The sequence below is a fragment of the Tautonia sociabilis genome (assembly GCF_003977685.1).
Lineage (GTDB): Bacteria > Planctomycetota > Planctomycetia > Isosphaerales > Isosphaeraceae > Tautonia > Tautonia sociabilis.
In genome coordinates this window covers 25509-51987 of sequence record NZ_RYZH01000043.1, presented here as the reverse complement: position 1 = coordinate 51987, position 26479 = coordinate 25509, and the positions used below count along the sequence as shown (strand labels likewise).

At 70.3% G+C, this 26479-nt stretch carries 21 protein-coding genes; 11 read left to right on the top strand and 10 right to left on the bottom strand.

The features are described 5' to 3' along the window. Window positions 1-49: 49 nt before the first annotated feature. Together ahcY and TsocGM_RS19380 are read right to left on the bottom strand one after the other, a co-directional pair. Window positions 50-1393 carry an adenosylhomocysteinase gene (ahcY, locus tag TsocGM_RS19385; protein WP_126727117.1) on the bottom strand — a complete coding sequence of 448 codons (1344 nt, stop codon included), beginning with the start codon at window positions 1391-1393 and terminating at the stop codon, window positions 50-52. A 136-nt stretch (window positions 1394-1529) separates the two neighbouring features. Further along, complete coding sequence (locus tag TsocGM_RS19380) at window positions 1530-1850, bottom strand: hypothetical protein (RefSeq protein ID WP_126727116.1); 321 nt, start codon at window positions 1848-1850, stop codon at window positions 1530-1532. Window positions 1851-2103: 253 nt separating this feature from the next. Between TsocGM_RS19380 and TsocGM_RS19375 the strand changes: the two genes are divergently transcribed. Beyond that, complete coding sequence (locus TsocGM_RS19375) at window positions 2104-2697, top strand: DUF3568 family protein (RefSeq protein ID WP_126727115.1); 594 nt, start codon at window positions 2104-2106, stop codon at window positions 2695-2697. Between the two features lie 22 nt (window positions 2698-2719). On the opposite strand, the gene TsocGM_RS19370 is transcribed toward TsocGM_RS19375, so the two are convergent. Further along, a complete protein-coding gene (locus TsocGM_RS19370; RefSeq protein ID WP_126727114.1) occupies window positions 2720-3868 on the bottom strand; it encodes an ABC transporter ATP-binding protein in 1149 nt (382 codons plus the stop codon). 392 nt (window positions 3869-4260) lie between these two features. Here TsocGM_RS19370 and TsocGM_RS19365 point away from each other — a divergent pair, with 392 nt between their 5' ends. Further along, complete coding sequence (locus TsocGM_RS19365; protein WP_126727113.1) at window positions 4261-6123, top strand: polysaccharide deacetylase family protein; 1863 nt, start codon at window positions 4261-4263, stop codon at window positions 6121-6123. A gap of 192 nt (window positions 6124-6315) precedes the next feature. On the opposite strand, the gene TsocGM_RS19360 is transcribed toward TsocGM_RS19365, so the two are convergent. The 6 genes from TsocGM_RS19360 to ribA all read right to left on the bottom strand — a co-directional run bounded on the left by TsocGM_RS19360 (window position 6316) and on the right by ribA (window position 15860). Then, entirely contained in the window at window positions 6316-9273 is a 2958-nt protein-coding gene (locus TsocGM_RS19360; protein ID WP_126727112.1) for an ATP-dependent DNA helicase RecQ, read from the bottom strand. A gap of 285 nt (window positions 9274-9558) precedes the next feature. Then, the gene (locus TsocGM_RS19355) at window positions 9559-11022 is read right to left on the bottom strand and encodes an RtcB family protein (protein ID WP_126727111.1); all 1464 of its coding nucleotides are present in this window, start codon (window positions 11020-11022) and stop codon (window positions 9559-9561) included. 167 nt (window positions 11023-11189) lie between these two features. Continuing rightward, on the bottom strand, window positions 11190-11546 hold the full coding sequence (locus TsocGM_RS19350; protein WP_126727110.1) for an STAS domain-containing protein: 357 nt from the start codon (window positions 11544-11546) through the stop codon (window positions 11190-11192). A 141-nt stretch (window positions 11547-11687) separates the two neighbouring features. Further along, complete coding sequence (locus tag TsocGM_RS27205) at window positions 11688-13007, bottom strand: TlpA family protein disulfide reductase (RefSeq protein WP_126727109.1); 1320 nt, start codon at window positions 13005-13007, stop codon at window positions 11688-11690. 97 nt (window positions 13008-13104) lie between these two features. After that, the gene (locus TsocGM_RS26555) at window positions 13105-14496 is read right to left on the bottom strand and encodes a TlpA disulfide reductase family protein (RefSeq protein ID WP_233579039.1); all 1392 of its coding nucleotides are present in this window, start codon (window positions 14494-14496) and stop codon (window positions 13105-13107) included. A 146-nt stretch (window positions 14497-14642) separates the two neighbouring features. Continuing rightward, complete coding sequence (gene ribA / locus TsocGM_RS19335; RefSeq protein WP_126727108.1) at window positions 14643-15860, bottom strand: GTP cyclohydrolase II; 1218 nt, start codon at window positions 15858-15860, stop codon at window positions 14643-14645. A gap of 184 nt (window positions 15861-16044) precedes the next feature. Here ribA and TsocGM_RS19330 point away from each other — a divergent pair, with 184 nt between their 5' ends. The 7 genes from TsocGM_RS19330 to prmC all read left to right on the top strand — a co-directional run bounded on the left by TsocGM_RS19330 (window position 16045) and on the right by prmC (window position 22831). Beyond that, on the top strand, window positions 16045-16530 hold the full coding sequence (locus tag TsocGM_RS19330) for a hypothetical protein (RefSeq protein WP_126727107.1): 486 nt from the start codon (window positions 16045-16047) through the stop codon (window positions 16528-16530). A 312-nt stretch (window positions 16531-16842) separates the two neighbouring features. After that, window positions 16843-18144, top strand: a complete 1302-nt coding sequence (locus TsocGM_RS19325; RefSeq protein WP_126727106.1) for a sensor histidine kinase — start codon at window positions 16843-16845, stop codon at window positions 18142-18144. Between the two features lie 422 nt (window positions 18145-18566). Beyond that, the gene (locus tag TsocGM_RS19320) at window positions 18567-19172 is read left to right on the top strand and encodes a thioredoxin family protein (protein ID WP_126727105.1); all 606 of its coding nucleotides are present in this window, start codon (window positions 18567-18569) and stop codon (window positions 19170-19172) included. Window positions 19173-19382: 210 nt separating this feature from the next. Then, entirely contained in the window at window positions 19383-20195 is an 813-nt protein-coding gene (locus TsocGM_RS19315; RefSeq protein ID WP_126727104.1) for a TlpA family protein disulfide reductase, read from the top strand. A gap of 185 nt (window positions 20196-20380) precedes the next feature. Continuing rightward, window positions 20381-20659 carry a type B 50S ribosomal protein L31 gene (locus tag TsocGM_RS19310; protein ID WP_126727103.1) on the top strand — a complete coding sequence of 93 codons (279 nt, stop codon included), beginning with the start codon at window positions 20381-20383 and terminating at the stop codon, window positions 20657-20659. A gap of 221 nt (window positions 20660-20880) precedes the next feature. Further along, entirely contained in the window at window positions 20881-21948 is a 1068-nt protein-coding gene (gene prfA / locus TsocGM_RS19305; RefSeq protein ID WP_126727102.1) for a peptide chain release factor 1, read from the top strand. A gap of 4 nt (window positions 21949-21952) precedes the next feature. Next, on the top strand, window positions 21953-22831 hold the full coding sequence (gene prmC, locus TsocGM_RS19300) for a peptide chain release factor N(5)-glutamine methyltransferase (RefSeq protein WP_233579038.1): 879 nt from the start codon (window positions 21953-21955) through the stop codon (window positions 22829-22831). Between the two features lie 145 nt (window positions 22832-22976). Here prmC and TsocGM_RS19295 read toward each other — a convergent pair whose 3' ends face one another. After that, window positions 22977-24242, bottom strand: a complete 1266-nt coding sequence (locus TsocGM_RS19295; protein ID WP_126727101.1) for a bifunctional UDP-N-acetylglucosamine diphosphorylase/glucosamine-1-phosphate N-acetyltransferase GlmU — start codon at window positions 24240-24242, stop codon at window positions 22977-22979. A 280-nt stretch (window positions 24243-24522) separates the two neighbouring features. On the opposite strand from TsocGM_RS19295, the gene gatC reads away from it, so the two are divergent. Beyond that, entirely contained in the window at window positions 24523-24810 is a 288-nt protein-coding gene (gene gatC / locus TsocGM_RS19290; RefSeq protein ID WP_126727100.1) for an Asp-tRNA(Asn)/Glu-tRNA(Gln) amidotransferase subunit GatC, read from the top strand. Between the two features lie 66 nt (window positions 24811-24876). Continuing rightward, complete coding sequence (gene gatA, locus TsocGM_RS19285; protein WP_126727099.1) at window positions 24877-26373, top strand: Asp-tRNA(Asn)/Glu-tRNA(Gln) amidotransferase subunit GatA; 1497 nt, start codon at window positions 24877-24879, stop codon at window positions 26371-26373. The last annotated feature ends 106 nt before the right edge of the window (window positions 26374-26479 follow it).

The following is a 26479-nucleotide window of genomic DNA, read 5'->3' as shown; positions in this document are numbered from 1 at the left end:
CGGCGGTCGGCGGTCGGCCCGGCGGGCGAGGTTCGGCGAGGGCCCGGGCTCAGGTGCCCTGTTCCCAGCTGTTGAGATACTTCGTCTGCTCGGCGGTCAGCTCGTCGATGGCGATCCCCATCGTCTGGAGCTTGAGCTTGGCGACGTACTCGTCGACCGCCACCGGCACCTGATACACCTTGTGTTCGAGCTTGCCCTTGTTCTTCAGGCTCCACTCGGTGGCCAGCGCCTGGGCGGCGAAGCTCATGTCCATCACGCTGGCGGGGTGGCCGTGAGCGGCGGCCAGGTTGATCAGCCGGCCCTCTCCCAGAACGTACAGCCGGTTCCCGTTGGGCAGCTCGTACTGGTCGACGAACGGGTGGATGTCCTTGGTGACCGTCTTGGCCTGCTTGGCCAGGCCGTCAAGCTGCAGCTCAACGTTGAAGTGGCCGGAATTGCAGATCATGGCGCCGTCCTTCATGGCGGCGAAGTGCTCGTCCCGGATCACGTGGATGTTCCCCGTGACCGTGATGAACAGGTCGCCGACCTTGGCGGCGCTGGCGATCGGCATGACCTCGAAGCCGTCCATCGCGGCCTCCAGGGCCCGGATCGGGTCGACCTCGGTGACGATCACGTGGCCGCCCAGGCCCCTCGCCCGCAGGGCGACGCCCTTGCCGCACCAGCCATAGCCGCAGACGACGATCTTCTTGCCGGCGATGAGCATGTCGGTGGCGCGAAGCACGCCGTCCATTGTGCTCTGGCCGGTGCCGTAGCGGTTGTCGAAGAAGTGCTTGGTCTGCGCATCGTTGACGGCGATGACCGGCAGCTTCAAGACGCCGTCCTTCTCCATCGCCCGGAGACGGATGACTCCCGTGGTCGTCTCCTCCATGCTCGCGACGATCTTGTCGCAGAAGCCCGACCGCTCGTCGGCCGACAGGCTGGAGGCCCAGGAGCGGACCTCGGCATGGAGGTCGTCCATCCGGTTCAGCGCGAGGAAGATCATGGCGCTGACCAGGTCGGCACCGTCGTCCATCGTCACGTTCGGCTTGTGGGCCAGCGCCGCGGCGATGTGCTTGTAGTAGGTCGTCTCATCCTCGCCCTTGATCGCGTAGACGGAGATGCCGAAGTCCTGCACCAGGCTGGCGGCGACGTCGTCCTGGGTGGAGAGCGGGTTGGAGGCGATCAGCACCAGGTCGGCGCCGCCGGCCTTCAGGGTGCGGGCGAGGTTGGCCGTTTCGGCGGTCACGTGCAGGCAGGCCGACATCCGCAGACCCTTGAGCGGCTGCTCCTTGGTAAACCGCTCGCGGATGGTCGAGAGCACGGGCATGTCGCGGTCGGCCCAGAGGATCCGCTTGTGGCCGGCCTTGGACAGGGCGAGATCCTTGACATCGTGCGCGGGCGTGGTGGTCGCCACTGAGTTCTCTCCTGGGGGAAATTGCGGACGGAATCGCGTCGAGGGCGGGCCTCGAGCACGGGCGAGACGGCGGCCCCCCGGCTCCGAACCGAGGGCGATCGGTCGCGGTCAGGTCGGGGCGATCTCGGCGATCGCCTCAGGCCCCCGGCTGGAGCAGGCGGAGGGCCCGGTACGCCTTGCGACGCTCCCAGTCGAGCCAATCGAGCGGGCCCGGCTGCGGGGCAACGGCGGCCTCGTGACGCAAGAGGTAAGACAGCGCGGCGCCGAGGGCTCGGGCCCGGGTCTCCTCACCGTCGGCGACCCGGCGAACCAGCGCCTCCAGCCGGGCCCAGTCGTCCTCCGACATCGCCACCCGCAGCGCCCGGCTCTCCCAGCGATCCGGCAAGAGCGGGTGCATCGGCTGGAGCCCCCGGGCCTGCTCGGGCCGCCGGAGCCGGCCCCGACAATCGCGGTCCATCGGCTGTCGCTCCTCGGGCAATCCAGGGCGAGAAACGCCGATCCGGCCGGTCGTCCCCGCCTCGGCCGCAGCCTTCGATCCGAAGATAGAACGTGCGTACGCGTGTGTCAACGCCATTCTCCCTCCCCAACCGGCCCCTCCCCCGACGATCCCGAGCGGCATTGACCGCCCGGGCCCGGTCGTCTACCCTGCGGCTGATTCCCGAGGAGGCCGGACGCCCCTCGATCGGCCCGGTTCGCCACGGAGGCGCGGCATGACGGTGAGGGCGAAGGTGGCGGCCGGGCGGATCGCCCGGGGGATCGGAGGGCCGGCGCTCCTGATTCTTGGCCTCTCCGGCTGCCAGACCACGGGGCCGATCGGCCAGGGAGGACCATCGCTGGTCGTCCCGACCTACTCCTACACCTCGGGCATGGCCTCGCAAGGCTTCGCCCGGCCTCGGACCGAGGTCGAGGCCGCTCTCGGCGAGGCGATGGACGACCTCCAGATCCGTCGTGTCGGCCTGGTCGAGGCCGACGCCGAGGCGACCCGGGTCCACGGCCGCACGGCCGACGGCCGACGGGTCGACCTGACCCTGCTCGACCGCGGCCCCGCCACCGAGGCTCGCGTCCGGGTCGGCCTCTTCGGCGACGAGGACGCGGCCAGGACCGTCCTCAATCGCCTGGCGGCCCACCTCGGCACCCTGCCCGCCGAGGCCTCCCCGATGCAGGACCTCACCGGGTTGGCCACCGACGCCAATGCCGACGCCGATCCCGCGACCATCCCCTACTTCTCCCGACAGGCCGTCCCCGACTCCGTGATGCTCCGGGGGTTCGGCGAGGCCAACGGCACGAGCTCCCTCCTGCCCTGATCTCCCCTCGACCCTGGTTGGCTCACCCCCCCGTCCGGATCTCCTCTCCGGTATCGGGGTCGAACCAGGAGGCGTCACGCAGCCGGAGCCGGAGCGGGACGCGGTCCCCTGGCTCGGGCCCGTCGGCGGGCCGCGACCAGAACCGGAGCCGGTGCTCACCGACCCGGGCCGAGACGAGCCGGAGGAACCCCCGGGGCTCGACCCCTTCGACCCTCCCCACCAGCGACGGCGAGTCGGCCGAGGCCTCGGTCGTGATCGGTTCGACGTGCTCGGGGCGAAGCGCGAGGTCGACCTCCCGCCGGGGACGCCCGGCCAGGGCCTCCATCCAGGGAGTCCCCCGGGGGACCGTCCAGGAGGCGCCGGGCAAGAGGCCGTCGATCCGGCCGGCGTCCGGGTCGACTCGGATCCGGCACCGGATCACCGACGCGCCGGGGTCGCCGACGAACTCGGCCACAAACCGGTGGGACGGCCGGGCGTAGACCTCCGCCGGAGCACCGATCTGGAGCAGGTGCCCCCCCCGGATGACCGCCAGACGGTGCCCGAAGGCCATTGCCTCGGCCTGGTCGTGCGAGACGAGGACGATCGTCCCGCCCTGGCGCTCTTGCCAGGCGATCAGATCGGCGCGGAGGGCGGACCTCAGCGGCGGGTCGAGGGCCGAGAACGGCTCATCCAGCAGCACGATTCCCGCCCCGGTCGCCAGCGCCCGGCCGAGCACGACCCGGCGCCGCTCCCCCCCCGAGAGTTGCGCCGGCCTCCGGGAAAGCATCCCCCCGATCCCCAGCCGGTCGGCGACCTCCCGCACGCGCCCTTGGATTTCTTCGCGGGCCCGTCCTCTCGCCTTCAGGCCGAAGGCGAGGTTGCCGGCCACGTCCAGGTGAGGGTACGGCGGTTGCTCCTGGAAGACCATCGCCAGCCCGCGACGGCGGGGAGGCCGTTCGTTCGCCGGCGTGCCATCGATGCGGATCGCTCCGCCATCCGGCCGCTCCAGCCCCGCGATGAGCCGCAACAGCGTCGTCTTCCCCGATCCCGAAGGGCCGACGACCGCCAGCCGCTCTCCCCGGGGAACCTCCAGATCGATCGCCTCGACCCCTCCTCCTTCGGGGTAGCGCCGGCTCACCTCGATGAGCTCCAGCGCCGAGACTCCTGCTCCGGCCGGGGGGGAAGCGTTCAAGGACGGCCCTCCTCGTGTCGAGTCGACCGAGGCCGCAGGTCCTGGAGACGGGGGGCTGGCCGGTCGGCTCTGGGAATCGCCTCGGAGCGAACGATCGGAGCGAATCCGAGTCGGAATCTCGGCATCTGGGGAGCGAGCAAAGCCGATCCGGAGCGTCGACCGGGGGCGAGCGGGCTCCCGGCGGTGTGCCTGGGCCGGACGGCTCAATCGGCCCCGGAATTCGGGGGCTCCTTGAGCGGAATCGACCCCGCCCGAGGCGGATCGAGGGGAGGGAGGAACCTGGGTCGATGGTCCTCGATGGGATAAGATAGCACGCAAGACACCGGTTTCGCCACCACGGTCGCCTGCCCCCGATCTCCCTGGATCGCCCTCCGCCCGCAGAGGACTCGCCGATGCTCGCCGCCGCTCTCCTCACCGCCCTTTGCCTGTCCCCGCCGCAGGAGGCCCCCGCCCCGACTCCCGCCGGGGCGGCCTCGACGGCGGCGAAAGGAAACCGGCTGACGTACCTCGACGGGATGTCCCCTTACGACGTCGGGCGCTCCTTCCCCAAGCTGACCACCCCGCAGTGGATTGGCGAGGAGGGCGTGGACGCCGTCGTGATCCTGGCCATCGACGACCTGAGGGACAACACCCCGAAGTATGAAGGGTATCTCCGCCCGATCCTCGACCACCTGAAGAAGATCGAGGGAAGGGCGCCGGTGAGCATCATGACCAACCGGGTCGACCCCGAGAGCCCCCAGGTCGCCGACTGGCTGGCCGAGGGGATCTCGATGGAGGTGCACACCCTTGACCACCCCTGCCCCCTGCTGGCCGGGGGAGACTTCGAGAAGGCGGCCCGGACCTACCACGACGGCGTCGACCTCTTGCGGAGGATTCCCGGCAACACCCCGGTCGCCTTCCGGATGCCCTGCTGCGACTCGATGAATTCCCCCAGCCCCCGCTTCTACCGCGAGATCTTCGAGGAGCGGAGCGGCGAGCAGCACTTCCTCACCATCGACTCCTCCGTCTGTGTCGTGCTCACCCCCGACGACCCGGACCTCCCCCGAGGCCTGGTCGTCGATCCGGACGGCACCCCGAGGTTCCGCAAGTATCTGCCGAGCGAGGGGTTCGTCAACTGGGTCGAGGACTACCCGTACCCGTACCTCATCAACCGGCTCTGCTGGGAATTCCCCTGCATGGTCCCCAGCGACTGGGAAGCCCAGAACCATCACGGCGAGAACAACCCGAAGACGATCGAGGACTGGAAACGGGCGCTCGATGCGACCGTGATCAAGCAGGGCGTCTTCACCATGGTCTTCCACCCCCACGGGTGGATCGAGCCCGAGCAAGTGGTCGAGTTCATCGACTACGCCTCGAAAACCTACGGCAACCGAGTCCGCTTCCTGAATTTCCGAGAGGCCCAGGAGCGGCTCGACGCCAACCTGCTCGGCGGCCAGCCCGTGCGCGACCGCTTCGGCCGGGACAACGGCGTTCGCCTGATCGACCTCGACAACGACGGCTACCTGGATGTCTTGCTCGGCGACGGCGGCCCCCGAGTCACCCGCATCTGGAAGCCCGCCGGCCGGCGCTGGGAGCTGAGGCCGATGCCCACCAGCCTCATCATGCACGAGGGGGCCGAGCACCCGACCGCCGTCCGCTTCGCGGTTCTCGACCCCGACGGCTCTCCGGCGATGATCGGCGGCGAGGGGCCGGTCAAGCACTGCTGGATCTTCGACGGGAACCGCTGGGTCCTCCAGGACGCCCGACTCCGCGGCCTGCCGGTCGACGTCGACGGCCTCCGCTTCCGAGACCTCGACGGCGACGGCATCTGCGAGGCCATCCTCACCAACCGCGACCGCGGCCTGACTGACACGAGTGGCGCCTACCGTTGGGCCCCGTCCGACAGCTCCTGGGAGAAGCTCCCCTTCCTCCTCCCCGCCGGAGCCTGGACCAGCGGCTTCCAGGGGCTCGACTCCGGCCTCCGCTTCCTCGATCTCGACGGCGACGGCCTTGTCAACGACCTGTTCTTCTCCGACGACGAACGCTTCGGCGCCTTTGTCTTCACCGGCCTCGATTCCGGCTGGTCGCGTCCCCTCCGAGCCGGCCGAGCCGACGCCCCCGACGCCTTCCGCCCCGTCGTCCGCCGCTTCGGCGAAGAGAACGGCTTCTTCGCCAAGGGAGGGGTCCTTTACTGGCAGAACGAGGACACCGGCGACCTTCCCAACCAGGTCGACCGCCTGCCAATCGAGGCCCTGCACGAGTCGCCCGACAACTGATCCCGACGCTCCTCGATGTCGCATCGCTGGGCCGGGGAGGTCGGGGTCGAAGCAGGGCCAGGCCGAAGGTCAGCAGGATGAGGTCGACGATCCGCATCCGGAAGGGTTCGGGCTCGCGATCGGGCATCGCTGCGGCAGGACCTCGGAATCGGTTCGGCCGACCCGTCGCGGAGTGAGCCCCCGGTCCCCGGATCAGGGGGCCGGGTTCGGGTCGGAGTCGGGTTCGGAGTCAGGAAGGATCTGGCCTCGGCAGGCCAGGAACAAGTCCCAGAGGCCCGCTCGATGGCCGGCGTCCGGAGGGAGGTCGGGCTTCCGATCGGCAAGCCAGCCCTCCCAGCGACGGACGACCTCGGAGGGAAGGAAGGCGTCGAGGGGGACCGCCCTCCCCCGACGGGCGAGCTGGGTCGCGTGCCCGATGATCGTGTCGAGTTCCAGCCCTCGAATCGCCGAGGCCTCCTCGGCGCTGAAGCCGCGGTCGAGCAGCCGTCCGGTCCATTCCTCCTGAGCGACGCCCGACGTCCCGACCGGGTCCGTCCCCCCCGAAGGGGCCTGGGGAGCGTGCCTCTCGATCGGGGCCGGCTCGGCGGTCGGGAACGTCCCGTCATCCGAGGTCGGCCGGGCCGGATCGCCGTTGGCCGGCGGAGTCGGGCCTCCTGAAGTCCCGGTGATCGCCTCCAGCAGCGCCGAGCCGTACCGCTCCAGCTTGGCCGGGCCAATCCCCTTGATCGCGGCGATCTCCTGGGGAGTCCTCGGCCGGTGCCTCACGAGCTGTTCCAGTGTCTCATTCGCCAGCACGTAGCCAGGAGAGAGCCCCGCCTCGCGAGCCCAGGCCGACCGCAGCGCCCGGAGCTTCTGGATCAGCGCCTCGTCGTCGGCCGATCGTGATGGCGGGGTGATCCCGGCCGGATCCTCGGCCGGCCAGGAGACGCCGGAGTCCTCTCCCTGCTCGTCGTCGGCACCGTTCGGACCAGGAATCGGAGCGGACTCCCCAGGACGGCTGCTCGGCTCCACCCGGCGCAGGCCGCCGGTCCGGAGCTTGAACGCCAACGGCCCCGGCAGGCCGAAGAGCACGATCGGCGGCCCCCCCTCGCCAAGCTCCTTCAGGTACGCCCAGCCCGGCTCGGCCAGGGTAACGACCGTCTTGAACCGATCCACCTCCTCCGATTCGATGAGCCCGGCCTGGGTCAGCGCATCGATCAACTGCGCCAGCTCCTGCTGCGTGAAGTCGCCGAGGATGCCGAAGGTGCTCAACCGGGTCAGCCCGAAGCGGTTCATCTTCTCCGAGCCCGATCCTGCGAGCATCTGGGCCACGATCGTCTTGCCGAACCTCCCCTTGGCCCTGGCCACTCCGGAGAGCACCTTGAGCACAACCTCCCGGGCCGCCGGCGTGTCGACCACGCAGGGCTCGCCGTCGCCCCCGTCGCCCCCCCCGGCGCAGCAGTCGCATCGGCCGCAGTTGCTTGGGTGCGGATCGCCGAAGTAGCCGAGGATCACCGCCCGACGGCAGCGCCGGGCCTCGGCGTAGCCGATCATCCGGTCGAGCTTCTCGTACTCGGACCGCTTCCGCTTCTCCAGGGCGGAGAAGTCGATCTCCAGGTGCTTGGCCCGCCTCGATCGGTCGAGGATCCGGACCGCGTTCCCCCGGAACGGCGGGACGTACGTCACCGGCAGCTCGGCGGTCAGCAGCTTCAGCGCCCGGTTCAAGGCGGTGCGGTCGATTCCCAGGGCCGAGGCGAACTCGTCCGGGTGGAAGTAGACCGGCTCGCCGAGCCGGCGGTCGCAGAGCCCTTCCAGCCCGATCATCACCAACTTTTGCACAGGGGCCTGCGCCCCCACGCGATCGGCCAGCGGAGGCTCGTCCGGCTCCCGGTCGACCCGGACGATCGCCATGTTCTCCCTCGGGCTGAACCGCTCCAGCGCCCCGGCCCCTTCGAGGATCTTCAGCGCCGAGCCGACGGCCGACTCGCTCAACTCCAGGCCCAGCGCCTCCCTGATCTCGGCCTGCGTCAGCTCGATCGGGTCGGCGTCGACGTGCCGGAGGTACTCATAAACCTGGAAGACGACCTCTCGGGGAGGATACTCGCTCTCGATGAACAGTTGCTGGAGCTTTCGGTCCCCTGGCGCGTACAGCAGCAGGCAGTCGGCAGGCAAGCCATCTCGGCCGGCTCGGCCGGCTTCCTGGTAATAGGCCTCCAGGGTACCGGGGATGTTGAAGTGGACGACGGCCCGGATGTCAGGCTTGTCCACCCCCATGCCGAAAGCGTTCGTGGCGACGATCACGTCGACGTCGCCGTTCATGAACGCTTCCTGCGCCGCGTGCCGATGCTCCCGATCGAGCCCGGCGTGGTAGCAGACGACCGACCTCCTCAGATCCTCGCCAATGAACGCCGCCACCGACTCGCACCGCTTCCGGCTGGAGGCGTAGACGACCACCGACCCCGACGTGCGCCGGAGCAATCGCGCCAGCTCCTCACATTTGTCCGCGTCCCGGCGGGCCTCGACGACCGCATACGCCAGGTTCGGCCGGTCGAAGCCGGTGATGAACTGGGCCGGCTCGCGGAGGTCGAGTTGCTCGGCGATGTCGCGCCGGACGAGATCCGTGGCCGTCGCCGTCAGCGCGATGCAGGGCGGCATTCCCAGCTTGCGGCGGGCCAGGCCGAGCCGGGCGTAGTCGGGGCGGAAATCGTGGCCCCATTCGCTGATGCAGTGTGCCTCGTCCACGGCGAACAGAGCCGGGCGGAGGCGGGCCATCGTCTCGACGAACCGATGGCTCCGGAATCGCTCCGGGGCGACGTACAGCAGATCATACCGCCCGGCCTCGGCCTCCATCAGCCGGGCGCGCTGCTCGTCGGGATCGAGCGTCGAGTTGATCAGGGTCGCCCGCATCCCTCGGGCCCGCAGCGCGTCGACCTGGTCCTTCATCAGGGCGATCAGCGGGCTGACGACCAGCGTCAAGCCCTCCATCACCAGGGCGGGAAGCTGGTAGCAGAGGCTCTTGCCCCCGCCGGTGGGCATCACGCAGAGGACATCCCGGCCGCCAAGGACCGCGTCGATGACCTCCCGCTGGCCGGGGCGGAACCGTTCCAGGCCGAACCGCTCTCGGAGGGTCCGTTCCGGGTCGATCTCGGCCGTCCGATCCGACACACTCATCGCCCGATCGCCCCCTGGGTTCGCCAACGGCCCCATTATAGGGGGGGCGTCGGGGCCGATGCGACCTCGGGAGGAGGAAACGGGCCCGAGATCGAGCCGAACCCCAAGGCGGCGATCCAATCGGACGCCGGGCGGTTGCGGACCTGGCGAGGGCCGGGTCCGACTCCGTTCCCGAAGGCATCGGCCCGCCCGGCTCGGGGAGCCGGGGGGCCTTGACCCTACGGGCGGACTCGGCCAGCACCTCGGCCGGCAACGCGCGTCGGTCGCGCTGGCCGTCGGCCGCCCCTAGCCCTTGATCACGCCGATCGGCCGCAGCCGGGCGACCTTCTTGGAGATGCCGGCGGTGTCGACGACCTCGACCACCTGATCCACGTCCTTGTACGCCGCCGGCTGCTCCTCCGCGAGCCCCTTGTGTCCCCGGGCCCGGGCGATGATGCCGATCGCGTCCAGCTCCTTGTCGATCCGACGGCCGGCGGCCAGCTTGACCGCGGCGGTGCGGCTCATCATCCGGCCGGCGCCGTGGCAGCTCGAACCGAAGGACTGGCGCATGCTCCCCTCCTGCCCCGCGAGCACCCAGCTGGCCGTCCCCATACTGCCGGGGATGATCACCGGCTGGCCGATCCCTCGGTACGGCGCCGGGATCTCCGGATGTCCGGGCGGGAAGGCCCGGGTCGCTCCCTTGCGGTGCACGCAGACGGTCTTGCGGCGGTCGAGGCCGACCTCGTGGTCCTCGAACTTGGCGATGTTGTGCGCCACGTCGTAGACCAGGTCCATCCCCAGCGACTCGGCCGACTGGCCGAAGATGCGCTGGAAGACCAGCCGGGCCTGATGGGTCAGCAACTGCCGGTTGCACCAGGCGAAGTTGGCCGCCGCCCGCATGGCTCCCAGGTACGCCTGCCCCTCGGGGCTGCGCACCGGGGCGCAGGCCAGCTGCCGATCGGGGAGCTCGAATCCATACGTCCGAGGAGCGTCTCGGAACATCGCGAGGTGGTCCTCGCAGACCTGATAGCCGAGGCCCCGGGAGCCGGAATGGATCAGGACGGTGATCATCCCCTCGCGCAGGCCCATGACCTCGGCCGCCTGCTCGTCGAGCACGCGGTCGACCACCTGGACCTCCAGGAAGTGGTTCCCCGAGCCGAGCGTGCCGCACTGGTCGGCTCCTCGGGCAAACGCCCGGGGGCTGACGCGGTCGGGCTCGGCCCCCTCGAGCCGGCCGCCGGCCTCGGTGAATTCGAGGTCCCGGGGAGTCCCCCAGCCGCGATCGACCACGAAGCGAGCGCCCTGGTCCATCAGCTCGGCCAGCTCGTCCGGGCGGAAGGTGTAGTGGCCCGACTGGCCGACGCCGGTGGGAATGTCCCGGTAGAGCTGGTCCACCAGCCGCTTGAGGTGAGGCTTCGTCTCCTCCCAGGTCAGCTCCGACCGGAGCAGGCGGACCCCGCAGTTGATGTCATACCCGACACCTCCGGGGGAGATCACGCCCCCCTCGTCGGGGTCGGTCGCGGCCACCCCGCCGATGGCGAAGCCGTAGCCCCAGTGGATGTCCGGCATCGCCAGGCTGGCGCGCTGGATTCCGGGCAGGGTCGCGACATTGGCGACCTGCTCCGGCCCCTGGTCCTTGCGGATCTGCTCGATGAGCCGGTCGTCGGCGAAGATCAGACCGTCGACCCGCATGTCGTCTCGGTAGCTCTTCGGGATCTTCCACTGGCAGGGCCCGACCTTCTCGAGCGGGCCGGTGTAGGCTCCGGACATGGTCGCGATCCTCTCGGCTCGATCTGGTGCGCCGGCCGCCCCCTCGGGTCGCCTCGCCTCTCCTCGCCTCGCCTCGCCTGGCCTGGCCTGGCCCGACCTCGACGCGGCTGGCGATCCGACACGGCCGGCCTCCCTCGCGTTCGCGGGCCGGACAGGCCGGGAGCGGGTCAGCCGAGGATCGTCGTGAAGGCGGCCTCCGGGTCGGGAACGGCGGTGAACAGGGAGTCGATTCGGCTCAGCCGGAAGGCCTCGGCGACGGTCGGCTCCAGGTTGCAAAGGACCACCTTGCCGCCGTTCTGCCGGACGGCCCGCTGGAGATTCACGAACCCGCTCAGGGCCGCCGACCCCGCGAAGGTCACGCCGGAAAAGTCGACGATCAGGTCTGGCCTCCCGGCGCCGCCGGAGGCGGTCTTGTACTTCGCCAGCAACTCCTTCACCGGGGCCGGATCCAGACGCAGGCAATCCCAGAATTCGGCATACAGCACGCCTCGCTCGGTGCGCAGTTCAACCTTCGGGCTGAGCATCACGCTCCTCGATCACCAGGGGTTCAGAATGAGGAAGGGACGGATCTGTAGATCGGGAGCACAGCAGACCGCGGCCCCCCCGGTGCCAGCGGAACGCCGCCGGTTTCGGCCGGAATCCGAGGCGGTCGGCGGGTCGGCCGGTCAGTCCGGGTCCCCCCCCGCGTCGGGGGCGGCCAGGAGCGTTTCGATCTGCCCTCCGATCTTGCGACGATAGGCCGGGTCGAAGCCGGTCAGCACCGCTCGGATCGTGCCGTCCCGGCCGATCAGGACCGAGGTCGGGATGCCGGTGACGCCAAAGGCGCGGGCCATCGCCCCGCTGGCGTCGAGCGCGACCTCCGCCATCGGAGGGCGCCGGAGGGCCAGCTCGTTCCGGCCAAGGAAGACGAGCAGCTCCTGGGCCAGCTCCTCGGGTTCGTCGGCCGCCTCGTCGATGCTCACACAGAGGATCCGCAAGTCGTCGGCCGCCTCCGCCCCGGCGAAGGAGTCGATCAGGCCGGCGACTTCCGGCAGCTCCTTCAGGCAGGGACCGCACCAGGTCGCCCAGAAGTTGACGAGCACGACCTTCCCTTCCAGGTCGACCGCCCGGATCTCTTCCCCCAGGCCGTCGTCCCCGAGCAGGGGGACGGTGAACTGCGGCGCCGGCCGGCCGACCCTCGGGTCGGCGGCGAGCGTTTCGGCCTCCTTCCGGGCCCTTGCCTCCGGATCGAGCAGCGGGCCGACCTCCGCCATCCCGGCGGGAGGCTCGGTCGAGAACAGGTCCGATTCCTCCTCGGCCGGCGGACCGGTCCGTATCTCTCCCGCCGACCACGTCACCTCGACCCGCTCCAGCGCGACCCCGGGCGGCGCGATCTCCGCCATCGCCTCCTCGGGCACGACCGCCTCGCCGCCGACGATCAGCAACGACTCCGGGTCGATGAACAGCCGCCAGTCGGCCCGGCCGATCATCGGCACCCGGAGCACCCGGACGGGCTTCCCCCGCCACTCCCGGTCCTCCTCCAGCGCCACCGCTTCGGGCCCCTTCGGAATCGACCGATCGGGCTCCTCGCCGGTCAACAGGCCGAGGATCAGCGGCACCGGAGGCCCGACCGGGTCTCCCAGCAGGGTCGAGCCCACGGCCGAGACGGCCATCGTATCGACGCTGGCGGGCCCGGGGGCGGCGACCGTCTCGAACAGCCCGCTCGGGGTCACCACCGTCAGCAACCGATCCCCGTCGCTCACCACTCGGGCCCCGGGCGACAGCACGGCGAAGCGGGAGGGCCGCTCAAACGCCAACCGGAACGGCTCCACCTGCTCGACGGGAACCCCGTCGAACACGAAGGAGAGCGTCCGCTCCCCCCGGTCGGCGTAACGGTCGAGCCCCCGGTAGGCCCCGGCCACCCGGTCGAGCAAGGCCCTCGCCTCGTCGTCGATCGGAGCGATCGGCACCAGTCCCAGGACAAGAGCGGTCAGGGTCGCGATCACGGAGGAGACTCCAGGGGATGGGGGGACGACCGGAGGGCGGAGGGCCCGGCGCCCGAAGGGGCCGGGCCGGGACTCCTCCCGAGGCGTCGGCGACGATTCATCTCGTCACCGATTCATCGCTCCCCGGGGGGGACGGTGCAAGCATTCCCTCGATCGTCGGGGCCAACTCCCCGACGACCCGAGCAGGGGCGCCGGCGTGGACCGCCCGGACCACCCCGTCGGGGCCGATCAGAAGAAGCATCGGGATCGCCTGGATGCCCAGGGCATCGATCGCCTTGCCGTCGGGATCGATCGCGATCCGGGAGAGGGGGGGGCGGTCGAGGTCGAGGCCGGTCCGATCGAGGTAGTCATCGACCATCCCTCGAACGACCTCGGCCGGCGGGGCGTCGGGCTTCTCCTCGGCGACCGGCTCTCCCCCCGTCGAACCGCTCTCGGCCAGACCGCCGTCCTCGAGCTCGGGCGGCGGGGGGGTATCAATATTGAGCGAGATGATCCGGAGGCGGTCAGCGGCCGGCCCTCTCTCGAACCGATCCACCAGCGCCTCGACCGCCTGCAACTCCGGCCGACAGGGGCCGCACCAGGTCGCCCAGACGTCGATCAGCACGACCTTCCCCGCCAGATCGGCCCGGCCGACGCGCTCCAGCGAGCCGTCCTTGGCCAGCAGATCGAGCGAGAACTCCGGGGCGGGCTTGCCGAGGAGCGCCGCGCCGGGTTCCCGGCCCTCCTCTCCCCCGATCAGGGCGGCGACGCTGTCCACCGGCGTCATGTCGGGCCCCGGCCGGTAGGCGAACCGCTCGGCCGGCGGCTCCCCGGTGAGGATTTCGCCGGGGCTCCAGGAGATCTCCTTGACCTCCACGCCCTGCGGAAGGTCCGAGAACCGGGGGATGACCTCGATCCGGCGGATCAGGAACGACTTCGGGTCGATCAGGAGCCGGACGGTCGGCCCCGATCGGGGGACGATCCGCAGCGACCGGCACTCCTCCCCGCCGACCCGACGCTCCGGCTCGCGCTCCAGCCGCTCGACACCCTCCAGGATTTCCCGGTAGGCGTCCTCGGAGGTCAGCAGGCGGAAGAGCGTCATCGACGGAATCCCCGGCAGCCCCCCGAAGATGTACGCGGCGGCCGGATCCCGCGCCAGCACCTCGTCGGTGATCGCCCCGGGGGCGTCGGCGACGAGGTACAGCCCGGCGATCGCCGAAACCTGGCGTTCCCCGTCGATCGAGAAGTGCGCCGGCTCGAAGTCCACGGCGATCTTCCCCGACCGGGCGAAGGCGAAGGGCCGGGGGATTGTCTGCGTCTCCACCTCTCCCGCGACGGCGAACGAGAGCGTCACCGACCCGGTGTCGGCGTACCCCGGCAGCGCCTGATACGCCTCGACGACCCGGTTGAGCAGCGAATGGCCGGGTTCCAGGTTCACCTCCTGGGCCGACACGGACGCCCCGATCGCCATCGCGACGACCAGGGCCCGGACGAGGGATGATCTGGGCACGAGCGACTCCCTTGCTGGTGCGACCGATCGATCGTCACGCCGGCCCGATCCTCCGAGCCCAGGCGCCTGCCCGCCGATCGTACCCTCCCCTCCCCTCTCCGTTCCAGGTCGATCCGCCCCCCAGCCGAGCCCGGGCTCGCCCCCCCTCACGCCGAATCCCGAGGGAGCAGGTGCCCCATCCGATCGCGCTTGGCCTCCATGTAGCGCCGACGGGCCGACTCCTCCGGGGCGATGATCGGCACCTGGTCCACCACTTGGAGGTCGTAGCCGCTGATGACGAAGGCGTCCACCTTCTTTGGATTGTTCGTCAGCAGGCGGACCTTCGACAGCCCGAGATCCTGCAGGATTTGCAGCCCGATGCCGTAATCCCGCATGTCGGCCTGGAAGCCGAGCGCGAGATTGGCCTCGACCGTATCCATCCCCTGATCCTGCAGCGCGTAGGCCTTCAGCTTCTGGATGAGGCCGATCCCGCGGCCTTCCTGAGGCAGGTAGATCAGGGCGCCGACCCCCTCGGCCGAGATCTGCTGCAGGGCCATGTGCAACTGGTCGCCGCAGTCGCAGCGGAGCGACGAGAGCAGGTCGCCGGTGAAGCAGGAGGAATGCAGCCGGACCAGCGGCGCCTCGGCCGCCTTCAGGTCGCCGAAGGCGATCACCACCGGGTTGTTCCCTGGCTCGTGCTCGACGCCGTAGCCAATAATCCGGGCCTCGCCGTACTTCGTCGGCAGCGCGGCCTCGGCCTCTCGGCGGACGAGCTTCTCCCGACGGCGACGGTATCGAATCAGCTCCTCGATCGAGACGATCGGCAGGTTGAACCTCCGGGCGATCTCGTGCAGCTTCTCCCGGCTGGCCCGGCCGGTGCCATCGAGGATCTCGATCAGCACCCCCGCCGGTGCCAGCCCGGCCAGCCGGGCGAGATCGACGGCGGCCTCCGTGTGCCCGGCCCTCCGGAGCACCCCCCCCACCTTCGCCAGCAGCGGCAGAACGTGACCCGGCCGGACGAAGTCCGACGCCTTCGCCTCCGGGTCGACCATCGCCCGGATCGTCTTGGCCCGCTCGGCGGCGGTGATGCCCGTGTGGCAGCTCTTGTGGTCCACCTGAATCAGGAACGGCGTCTTGTGCGGCGCCGTGTTCAGCTCGACGACCGGATGCAGGTGCAGCCGCTCGGCCAGGTCGGGCATGACCGGCATGCAGAGCAGGCCCCTGCCCTCGGTGATCATGAACTCGACGAGCTCCGGGGTGATCGTCTCGGCGGCCGCGACAAAATCCCCCTCGTTCTCCCGGTCCTCGGCGTCGACGACGATGACCGCTCGGCCCTCGGCGATGGCCTGGATGGCGTCCTCGACCTTGGAATACTGGTCTCCCATCGAGCGGCTGGCTCCCCTGGCATGCGTCGGAACGGGGGCGTCCCCCTTCCCGACCATCATAGGCGTCGCCTTCCCGCCGGGCCAGTTCCGGTTGAGGCCCGGCGCACCCGAGGATATGATCTCGGCCGGATTTCCGGCGAACACCCGACGCCGAAGCGGCCGGAAGAGGGAGGGGAGCGCGTCGATGCGACGTCTCGGCTACCTGGGTGCGATCATTGTGGCCGCGGGAGTCCTCGCCCTGCGTCCGGGCTCCCGGCAAGACCACCCCCCGGTCCGGGCCGCCCGCGCCCAGGAGGACGGCCGCGCCACTCCTCCCCGAGCGGCTCCCGAACCCCGGAACGCCTCCGGCACTCCCGTCTGGGTCGCCATCGACTTCGTCGACCTCGAATCGGGGGGCAGCTCCGAATACTTCGGCCAGGCCGACCCCGACGCGCTCGACGCCCTGCTCCAGGGCCGCCTGACCGGCTTCCTCCGGCTCGACGAGGTCTACTGGATCTTCGAGGACGGCGAGGTCGAGCGGCTGGAGGACGACATCGCCTACGGCGCCTCCGCCTACTTCCGCGTCGAGGCCATCCGCCGGGTGACTCCCCTCAAGGAGGGGTTCCCCGACGCCTCCCGGGCCCTCCCCCCCGGCGACCGGATCATCTCCGTCCCCGGCCAGGAGGCCTGAGGCCCGCCCTCCCTTCCGGATCGGCCTCCCGACGAGCCCGAAGCCGATCGGGACGGCGATCCCCCCTCGATCGGCCCATCGCCAGGCCCGATCCGAGAGCAGCGGCCACATCCTCTGCGCTGGAACGAGCGGAACCGACTCGTCGAGGGGGAGTCGTCGCCGACGGTCCTCGCCTCGGCCCCTCTCGAGCTGGGACGAGCTGGGAAGAGCAGGCGGGCGGTTGCGTCCCTCTGCCCGACCCACGATGATGATTGCAGTGGCACGACCCGCACCATCGGGTCGGACATTCGAGGTCGAGGGAATCGAGGAGCGATGCTCGACGGCTGGCCTCCCCTGGCGATCGCCTCGCTCGCGGTTCTGGTCGCGGTGCCGATGGGGGTCGCCGTCATTTTCTGGTCACGGGGCCGGGGAGCGATGGAGGAACTGGGAGGGGAGGTCGAGGCCCTGGCGAAGGGACGGCCGGTGCGACGCCTCCGGTCCCGGCTGGGAGGGGTCCCCGCCGGGCTGGTCGATCGCCTCAACTCCGCCGTGCCCGACATCGAGGCCCGGATCTCCCGCCTGGAGGACGACCGCCGCAAGCTCGACGCCGTGCTCAGCGGCATGGCCGAGGGAGTCCTGGCCGTCGACGCCCGCCAGCGCCTCGTCTTCGCCAACCCCGCCGCGCAGCGGATGTTCCGGATCGCCGACGGCTCCGACGGCCGGCTCGTCATCGAGCTGGTCCGCAGCCCCCAGATCCAGATGGCCATCGAGGCCACCCTCGCCGGCAAGGGGGCCTACCGCGCCGAGCTCTCCCTGCCCGGGCGCAACCCCCTGGCCGCCGAACAGGAGCGGACGATCGCCGTCCACGGCACCCCCCTGCCCGGCTCCCCCCCCTCGGGAGCGGTGATCGTCTTCCACGACGTCACCGACCTGAGGCGGCTGGAGCGCATGAGACAGGACTTCGTCGCCAATGCCTCCCATGAGCTGAAGACCCCCCTGGCCGCCATCAAGGCCAACACCGAAACCCTGCTCGACTGGGGGCTGCACGACGACGCGGTGAACGTCACCCTGCTCAGGCAGATCGACGAGCAGGTCGACCGCCTGGACAACCTCGTCCAGGACATGCTCCGCCTCGCCCGCCTGGAGTCCGGCGACGAGCCCTTCCGCCTGGAGCCGATGGCCCTCGGCCCGGTCGTCCGCGCCTGTGTCGAACCGCACGAGCCCCGGGCGCGCGCCCGATCGCAGCAGTTCTCCCACGATCTGGAGGCGCTGGACGACTCGGTCCTTGTCCGGGCCGCCGAGGAGGCGATCCGGCAGATCCTCGACAACCTGATCGACAACGCCATCAAGTACACCCCCGAAGGAGGCACCGTCCGCGTCTCGGCCCGGGTCGACGACCGCCGCGTCCGGCTCGACGTGGCCGACACCGGCCCCGGCATCCCCCGGGAGGACATCCCCCGCATCTTCGAGCGCTTCTACCGCGTCGACAAGGCCCGCAGCCGCTCCCTCGGCGGCACCGGCCTGGGCCTGGCCATCGTCAAGCACCTGGCCCAGTCGCTCGGCGGCGACGTGGCCGTCGAGAGCCAGCTCGGCGTCGGCAGCACCTTCACTGTCCGCCTCCCCCGGCACTCGTGACCGGATCCAACACGAATGCACGCACTCACAATCGAAAAAGATTCCGCCTCCGCGCGAACAATCGTCCCCTTCCAGACGTAGCACGATGCGAGTCCCGACGGCCGCCGAGAGGCGGTTGACGGGGCCGAGGGGCGGCGGCTAGGCTGTCGCTCGACCTGTGACGGACGGCGGCCGGTCCTGCCGGAAACGGCGGCCGACCCGAGCCCGGTTGACGCTCCTTGAGTACCGAACGGTTCCTCCCGGCGGCTCTCGGGCCGCCGGGATGGAGTTTCGCCACCGGGGCCCGGTTCGGACAGGCGGGCCCCGACGGTTGTCCAGGTGTCGTGCACCACCCATCCAGGTCCGGTCTCCGAGCAACCAACCTTCGACCAGACCGGATCGGCCCCGACCCGACCCCGATTCCCCCAGAGGAGCTCGCACCGATGCGAACCTTCGTCTCCGCCTTCGTCGCGCTGGCCATCACCGTCCCCGCCGTGGCCGGCGAGTACAACAAGACGGTCAACATCGGTCAGAAGGCCCCGGACTTCTCGGGCATCCCGGCCACCTACATGGGCCAGGACACCTCGATCACCCTCAGCGACATCGAGGAGGACGTCGTCGTCCTGGTCTTCCTGGGCAACCACTGCCCCTACGTCGTGGCCATCGAGGATCACCTGAACGACTTCGTTGACAACTACGAGGGCAAGAGCGTCAAGCTCGTCGGCGTCTCGGTCAACGAGAACCCGGCCGACAAGCTCCCGCAGATCAAGGAGTGGGTCAAGACCAAGGGCTCGAAGTACGTCTACGGTTACGACGAGACCCAGGAGATCGGCCGCAACTACGGCTCCACCAAGACCCCCGAGTTCTTCGTTCTCGACAAGGACCGGGTCATTCGCTACATGGGGGCCATGTACAAGAACCCGCTGAAGGTCGAGCCGGGCGACACCAACTACGTCGCTGAGGCGGTTGACGCCCTGCTGGCCGGCGAGGAAGTCAAGATTAAGGAGACCCCCGCCATCGGCTGCGGTGTCCAGTACCGCCGCAAGTGAGCCGACGGCCGGCCGCCGGGCCTTCCCGGGCCGAACGATCTCGGCCGATCGCCCGGCCGACCGCCTGAAACCCGCCGCCCGTCGTCGGATCACCCCCGGCGGCGGGCGGTGTTCGTTTCGGCCCCGAGTCCCCTCCCTCCCCTGGCCTTCGCCGACGAGCCGGCCCCTCCGTCCCATCCCTCCCCTGCCCATACCCAGGAACCGACCACCATGACCCGTGCCCTGACCCTCTGGCTCCGGCTGGGACTCGCCCCGGCCCTCCTGCTCCTGGCCGGCTGCGCCGAGCCGGACGGCACCGACGTCGAGCCCACCCCGGACGACGTCGTCACCCCTGAGGCCGTTGGCGGCGACACCGAGCCCGTCGCCGAGACGGCCCCCGAGCCTGAAACCCGGTCGGCCCCGGAGCCCGAACCCGAACCCGAGGCCGAACCCGAGGCCGAGCCCGCTCCCGAGCCCGAGCCCGCTCCCGAGCCCGCCCCCGAGCCGGCGCCCGCCGAGACCGCTTCGGCCGAGGCCCCGGCCGTCCCCGCCGACGACGAGCTGCCGGCCGTCACCTTCGACGAACTCCTCGCCCGGATCGACGCCTCGGACGCCAAGCTCACCCTCGTCGACTGCTGGGCCAGCTGGTGCGAGCCGTGCAAGGAGAACTTCCCGCACGTCATCGAGATGGCCGCCGCCTATGAGGACGCCGGCCTGCACGCCATCGCCCTGTCGTTCGACGCCGGGACCGAGGTCGAGGACATCGACCTCGCCCAGATCGCCGAGGCCAAGGCCTTCCTTGCCGGCCTCGACGTCTCGAAGGTCGAGAACCTCCGCCACGGCCAGCTCCTCGGCGACTCGTTCGGAGCGTTCGGCATCACCACCATCCCCGCCGTCTTCCTCTACGACGCCGACGGCAAGGAGCTGGCCCGCTTCACCTACGACGACCCGGACAACCAGTTCACCTACGACATGGTTGAGGCCAAGGTCGCCGAGCTGCTTGGGGTCGACCCCCGGGGCGTCGTCGAGGCCGAGACCGAGTGACCGACGGCCCCGCCCTCCGGCCCGGCCCAACGGATCGCTCCTCGAGCCCCCTCCCCAAGGCGGCTCTCCCGCGATATGATGTCGAGCTAGGGAACTTGAGTCGGCCCCCCGGGCTTCCACGCCCGGGGGGCCGTCGTCGTCGAGCCCGATCAGCCCTCACTCCCGTCCGGATGGATCATCTGCCGATGAAAGAAGGCATCCACCCCAATTATCGCCCCGTCCTCTTCCAGGACGCCTCGAGCGGCTTCGAGATGATCACCCGCTCGACGATCAAGACCAACCAGAAGATCACCCGAGACGGCGTCGAGTACCCACTGGTCGTCGTCGACGTCTCCAGCCACTCGCACCCCTTCTACACCGGCAAGACCAAGTTCGTCGACGCCGCCGGCCGCGTCGACAAGTTTAACCGCAAGTTCCAGGGGCGCTACGGCAAGAAGAAGCAAGGCGAAGGCGCCGAGGGCTAGCCCCCTCCCCTCCCTTCCCCGACGGCCCGCCGAGGACGGCCCTCCCGAGGGGCCGGAACGGCGGGCCGTCGGCCGTTCGAGGAGCAGGTCGGCCATCGGCCCTTGGCGGATTCCGAACCGACCATCGCGGCGAGGACTCGCCGTTCCACTCTTCCTCCCTTACCCATCCGCGTCTCTCCCTCTGCGCTGCTTGTCCCCTCGGCCTCCATCCTCTTCCTCCCGTGTTCGAGAAACTCCAGGCCGACTACCGCCGCTTCCTCGAGGTCGACTCCGCCCTGCTCGACCCGGCCGTGTCGTCCGACCCGTCCCGGGTGGCGGCGCTGGCGAAGGAACGCGGCGCGCTGGCCAAGGCGGCCGTCCCCTTCGGCCGCTATCTTGAACTCGGCCGCCAGATCGCCGAGGCCGAGGCGCTGGCCGCCGACGAGGCCGACCCCGAGATGCGGGCCTACGCCGAGGCCGAGCTGCAGACGCTCCGAGCCCGCCGCGAGGAGGTCGCCGACACCCTCCGCGACCTGCTCTACGACCGCGCCGCCGGCACCGACCGCTCAAACCTGATCATGGAGATCCGCGCCGGCACCGGCGGCGACGAGGCGGCCCTCTTCGCCCGGGACCTGCTGGAGATGTACCGCCGCTACTGCGAGTCGAAGGGCTGGACCTTCGAGATCCTGGAGATGACGCCCACCGAGCTGGGCGGCGCCAAGGAGGTCAGCTTCGCCATCACCGGCGACGGCGCCTACCGCCATCTCCAGTTCGAGAGCGGCGGCCACCGCGTCCAGCGCGTCCCCGCCACGGAGGCCCAGGGCCGCATCCACACCTCGGCCGCCACCGTCGCCGTCCTCCCGGAGCCGGAAGAGGTCGAGATCGCCATCCGCCCCGAGGACATCGAAACCGACGTCATGCGCGCCGGAGGGCCCGGCGGCCAGCACCAGAACAAGACCGAGAGCGCCGTCCGGCTGACCCACACCCCCACCGGCATCGTCGTCGTTTGCCGGGACGAACGCAGCCAGCACAAGAACCGAGCCAAGGCCCTCCGGTTGCTCCGCTCCCGCCTCTTCGACCAGATGCAGGAGGCCGCCGCCGCCGAACGCGCCGAGCAGCGCCGGTCCCTGATCGGCTCGGGAGACCGCTCCCAGCGCATCCGCACCTATAACTTCCCGCAGAACCGAGTGACGGACCACCGGATCAACCTGACCCTCTACAGCCTCGACCGCGTCCTCCTCGGCGAGCTCGACCCGCTGACCGACGCGCTGATCGACCACGACCGCCGCGAGCAACTCGGGGAGCTCTGATCCCGTGCCCGACCGAGACGAGCCCTGGACGATCCTCCGGCTGCTGACCTGGACGCAGAACTACCTGCGCGAGAAGGGCTCCGAGAGCCCCCGGCTCGACGCCGAGGTCCTGCTCGCCCACGTCCTCCAGACCGACCGCGTGAAGCTCTACACGCAGTACGCCGAGGAGGTCGGCGCCGCCGACCGCTCGCAGTACAAGGACCTCATCCGAAAGCGGGCCGAGGGGGCCCCGGTCGCCTACCTCGTCGGACGCAAGGAGTTTTTCTCCCTGCCGCTGAACGTCTCCCCCGCCGTGCTCATTCCCCGGCCCGACACCGAGTTCGCCGTGGTCGAGTGCCTCGACGTGCTCAAGGGGAAGGCTGACCCGATCATCGTCGACGTTGGCACCGGCTCCGGCGCCATCGCCCTGGCCATCGCCCACCAGCGCATCGACGCCCGAGTGCTGGCGACCGACCTCAGCCCCGAAGCCCTGGCCGTCGCCCGATCCAACGCCGATTGCCACGACCTCTCCGACCGCGTCACCTACTTCGAAGGGGATCTGCTGGCCCCCGTGGCCGATCTCGGCCCCTTCGACGTCATCATCTCCAATCCGCCGTACATCGCCACGGACGTCATTCCCTCGCTCGAGGCCGGGGTTCGCGACTTCGAGCCCCACCTCGCCCTCGACGGCGGGCCCGACGGCCTCCGCGTCGCCTCCCGCCTGATTGAGCAGGCCGTCCCCCTGCTCAAGCCCGGGGGCGACCTCATCCTGGAGATCGGCTCCGACCAGGAGCCCCCCATCCGGGAGCGGCTCTCCTGCCTCGACGAACTGGAACTCGCCCCGACCATCCGCGATGGCGCTGGCCATCCCCGAGTCATCCGGGCCCGCCGCCGGACCGACTGATCCCGGAAGACTCGAAGCGAGGGCTCCTCGAATCTCGAGCAGGAAAGGGGCAACACGACCACCGAGTCGAGGGCCTCCCGAACCAGGGTCGACGCGATCTCAGCCTCCCGTCGATCCCCTCGTCCGACTCCCGAAACCTTCGGGATCAGCCCCTCTCCCCGCCGATCGGCCTCGACGGCACCCCAACCACCGTCTGCCCTGGAGCCACGTCCTTCCCCTTGGGTACGACGGCCCCCGCGCCGACGATCGCCCCCTGCCCGACGGTCACTGGCGCAATCAGGATCGCCCCGGAGCCGACGAACGCCTCCGAACCGATCGTGGTTTCGGCCTTGTTCCGGCCATCGAAGTTGGCCGTGATCGCCCCGGCCCCGATATTCGCCCCCGCCCCGACCCGGGCGTTCCCCAGGTACGCCAGATGCCGGGCCCGAGCGCCGGCCCCGAAGGTCGATCGGCTGACCTCGACAAAGGCGCCAACCTCCGCCCCGTCCTCCAGGACCGTGCCGTCCCTCAGATGCGCGAACGGCCCGACACTGCATCCCCGGCCAATCCGGACGGTGCCCGAGATGACGGTGAACGGGTAGATCGTCGTCTCCGGGCCGATCTCCGCCCGACCGTCGATGGATGTGTTGCTCGGATCGACGATGCTCACCCCCTCGTCCATCAGCCGAGACTGGATCCGGCGCTGCATGATCACGTGGGCCTCGGCCAGATGCTCCCGGGTGTTCACGCCGAGCACGTCCTGAGCGTCGAGTACCGGCACGGCCGAGACGTTGCGGCCCATCTTGATCAACAGCGCCGGGGCATCGGTCAGGTAATATTCCCCCTGGGCGTTGGCGGTATCGAGCTGATTCAGGGCCTCCCAGAGCACGGGCAGCTCGAAGACGTAACAACTCGGGTTGATCTCCCGAATCGCCGCCTCCTCCGGGGTGCAGTCGCGCTGCTCGATGATCCGGAGGAACCGCCCGGCCGAATCGCGGAGGATCCTCCCGAAACCGGACGGATCGGGCACCACGGCGGTCCCCATCAGGCAGTCGAGCCGCTCGCTCCGCTGGCGCTCAAACAGGTCGCTCAGCGGCTTGGCCCGCAGCAGCGGCTCGTCACCGACGAGCACCATCACCGGCCCCCGGTAGCCTTCCAGCAGGGGGCGACAGGCCCGGACGGCGTCCCCGGTGCCGAGCTGCTTCTCCTGGGTGGCGAAATGGATATCCGGCTCTCCCGCCAGCGCCGAGCGCACCTGGTCGGCCCCGAAGCCGACGACGACAATGATCGACTTCGCCCCCGCCCCCCGGGCGGCGTCGACGACGTACCGGATCATCGGGCGGCCACAAACCTCGTGCAGCACCTTGGCCCGATCGGACCGCATTCGCTTGCCCTGGCCGGCCGCCAGGATGATCGCCACCGGGCCCTGCATCGCCGTCCCCTAAGTTCCCTATCGCGATCGATCAAGCCCGGCACCTTCGCCGAGAGCTCGGCGTCCGACCGGCAGCCGGGAGGACCAGCGATCGATGCTAGCGACGGCCGACCGGCCGGTCAAATCCACCCCTTCCTTCGCTCGTCGACTCCCTGGGAACCTTGATGCCGGCCGATCGTGTCCCGTATAGTGGCCGCGGCCGGCTCCTCGTCCCCGATCGACCCGGACGAGGACGCCCCCCGCCGCTTCGTTTCGCTTCGGATCGGATTGGAGCCGACGGATGAACCTCAGTTCCGAGGACGTCGCCAAGGTCGCCCTGCTCGCCCGCCTCCGCCTCGGCCCCGAGGAGCTGGCGACCTACACCGAGCAGATCAACGAGATCATCCACTACGTCGAGCAGCTCCAGCAGGTCGACACCGCCGGGGTCGAGCCCCTCGCGCACGGTGTCGAGGTCCGCAACGTCTTCCGGGAAGACCGCCGGCACGAGTCCCTCCCCCGAGAACAAGCACTCGGCAACGCGCCGAAGCGCAACCACGAGGCGTTCCTCGTCCCCGCCGTCCTCCAGTGACCCGGGCCGCTCGGCCCCCCGCTCGACCCCACCGCGACCGCTCCCCCTGACAGGACCTCCCCGTTCATGGACCCGCTGGGCGCCACCATCTCCGGCCTGCTGGACGGCTTCGCGTCGGGGGCCTTCTCGTCCGAGGAGGCCGTCCGCGCCTTCGCCGACCGAATCGAGGCCCACAACGGCAAGCTCAACGCCGTACTCGACTTCGACCCGGCCCACGCCCTGGAACAGGCCCGCGCCATCGACGCCCGCCGGGCCCAGGGGCACGACCTCGGCCCCCTGGCCGGCGTGCCCATCGCGATCAAGGACAACATCTGCCGACGAGGCGAGCTGACCACCTGCTGCTCCCGGATGCTGGCCAGCTACCGCCCCCCCTTCGACGCCACCGTCATCCGTCGCCTGCACCACGCCGGCGCCGTCATCCTCGGCCGCCTGAACATGGACGAGTTCGCCATGGGCTCGTCCAACGAGACGAGCTGCTTCGGCCCCGCCCGCAACCCCTGGGACCTCGAGCGCTCCCCCGGCGGCTCCTCCGGCGGCGCCGCGGCGGCCGTGGCCGCCTCGCTCGCCCCCACCGCCCTGGGCTCCGACACCGGCGGCTCCATCCGACAACCCGCCGCCCTGACCGGAGTCGTCGGTCTGAAACCCACCTACGGCCGGGTCAGCCGATATGGGCTGGTCGCCTTCGCCAGCTCGCTGGACCAAATCGGCCCCTTCGGTCGAGAGGTCGCCGACGTTGCCCGAGTGCTCTCGGTCATCGCCGGCCGAGACCCGATGGACAGCACCAGCGTCGATCGCGACGTGCCCGACTACCTTGCCGCCCTCGAATCGAAGCCCGATCGCCCCCTCCGCGTCGGCCTCGCCCGAGAATTCTTCAGCGAAGGGCTCGACCCCGAGGTCGAATCCGCCATCCGGGAGGCCGCCCGCGTCTTCGAGGCCGAGGGAGCCACCGTCTCCGAGATCTCCCTGCCCAACTCGAAGCACGCCATCCCCGCCTATTACATCGTCGCCCCTGCCGAGGCCTCCAGCAACCTCGCCCGCTACGACGGCACCATCTTCGGCCACCGGGCCGAGGACTTCGAGCCAAAGACCGACGCCGAGAAGGACCTCCCCGCCCTCATCCGCATGATGATGGCCTCCCGGGCCGAAGGGTTCGGCCCCGAGGTCACCCGCCGCATCATGCTCGGCACCTTCGTCCTCTCGGCCGGCTACGCCGACAGGTACTACGTGCAGGCCCTGAAGGTGCGCCGCCTGATTCGGGACGACTTCGACCGCGCCTTCCAGAACGTCGACGTCATCCTCGGCCCCACCAGCCCGGTCCCCGCCTTCAAGGTCGGCGAGAAGCTCAGCGATCCGCTCGCCATGTACCTGCTCGACGTCTACACCGGCCCAGCCAACCTCGCCGGCATCCCCGGCATCAGCCTCCCCGGCGGCCTGACCAAATCCGGCCTGCCAATCGGCATCCAGCTCCAGGCCCCCGCCTTCGCCGAGGAAACCCTCCTCCGCGCCGCCCGGATCTTCGAGCGTGCCACCGACTGGCACACCAAGCGACCGGGGCTCGTATAATGTCGTCCGACCCCGCACGACGGGAGGAACTGGAGCAAGCCTGGCAGGATCGACTCGAGGACGCCAAGGTCCTCCATGACGCGGAGGCGATATTCCTCCTCGATCG

Excerpts from the sequence above, each read along its gene's own strand:
- gatA (WP_126727099.1), top strand. The coding sequence starts at position 24,877 with ATGGACCCGCTGGGCGCCACCATCTCCGGCCTGCTGGACGGCTTCGCG.
- TsocGM_RS19375 (WP_126727115.1), top strand. The coding sequence starts at position 2,104 with ATGACGGTGAGGGCGAAGGTGGCGGCCGGGCGGATCGCCCGGGGGATC.
- TsocGM_RS19325 (WP_126727106.1), top strand. The coding sequence starts at position 16,843 with ATGCTCGACGGCTGGCCTCCCCTGGCGATCGCCTCGCTCGCGGTTCTG.
- TsocGM_RS19360 (WP_126727112.1), bottom strand. The coding sequence starts at position 9,273 with ATGAGTGTGTCGGATCGGACGGCCGAGATCGACCCGGAACGGACCCTC.
- TsocGM_RS19350 (WP_126727110.1), bottom strand. The coding sequence starts at position 11,546 with ATGCTCAGCCCGAAGGTTGAACTGCGCACCGAGCGAGGCGTGCTGTAT.
- TsocGM_RS19365 (WP_126727113.1), top strand. The coding sequence starts at position 4,261 with ATGCTCGCCGCCGCTCTCCTCACCGCCCTTTGCCTGTCCCCGCCGCAG.
- TsocGM_RS19330 (WP_126727107.1), top strand. The coding sequence starts at position 16,045 with ATGCGACGTCTCGGCTACCTGGGTGCGATCATTGTGGCCGCGGGAGTC.
- TsocGM_RS19355 (WP_126727111.1), bottom strand. The coding sequence starts at position 11,022 with ATGTCCGGAGCCTACACCGGCCCGCTCGAGAAGGTCGGGCCCTGCCAG.
- TsocGM_RS19315 (WP_126727104.1), top strand. The coding sequence starts at position 19,383 with ATGACCCGTGCCCTGACCCTCTGGCTCCGGCTGGGACTCGCCCCGGCC.
- ribA (WP_126727108.1), bottom strand. The coding sequence starts at position 15,860 with ATGGGAGACCAGTATTCCAAGGTCGAGGACGCCATCCAGGCCATCGCC.
- TsocGM_RS19320 (WP_126727105.1), top strand. The coding sequence starts at position 18,567 with ATGCGAACCTTCGTCTCCGCCTTCGTCGCGCTGGCCATCACCGTCCCC.
- TsocGM_RS19295 (WP_126727101.1), bottom strand. The coding sequence starts at position 24,242 with ATGCAGGGCCCGGTGGCGATCATCCTGGCGGCCGGCCAGGGCAAGCGA.
- TsocGM_RS19310 (WP_126727103.1), top strand. The coding sequence starts at position 20,381 with ATGAAAGAAGGCATCCACCCCAATTATCGCCCCGTCCTCTTCCAGGAC.
- gatC (WP_126727100.1), top strand. The coding sequence starts at position 24,523 with ATGAACCTCAGTTCCGAGGACGTCGCCAAGGTCGCCCTGCTCGCCCGC.
- TsocGM_RS19380 (WP_126727116.1), bottom strand. The coding sequence starts at position 1,850 with ATGGACCGCGATTGTCGGGGCCGGCTCCGGCGGCCCGAGCAGGCCCGG.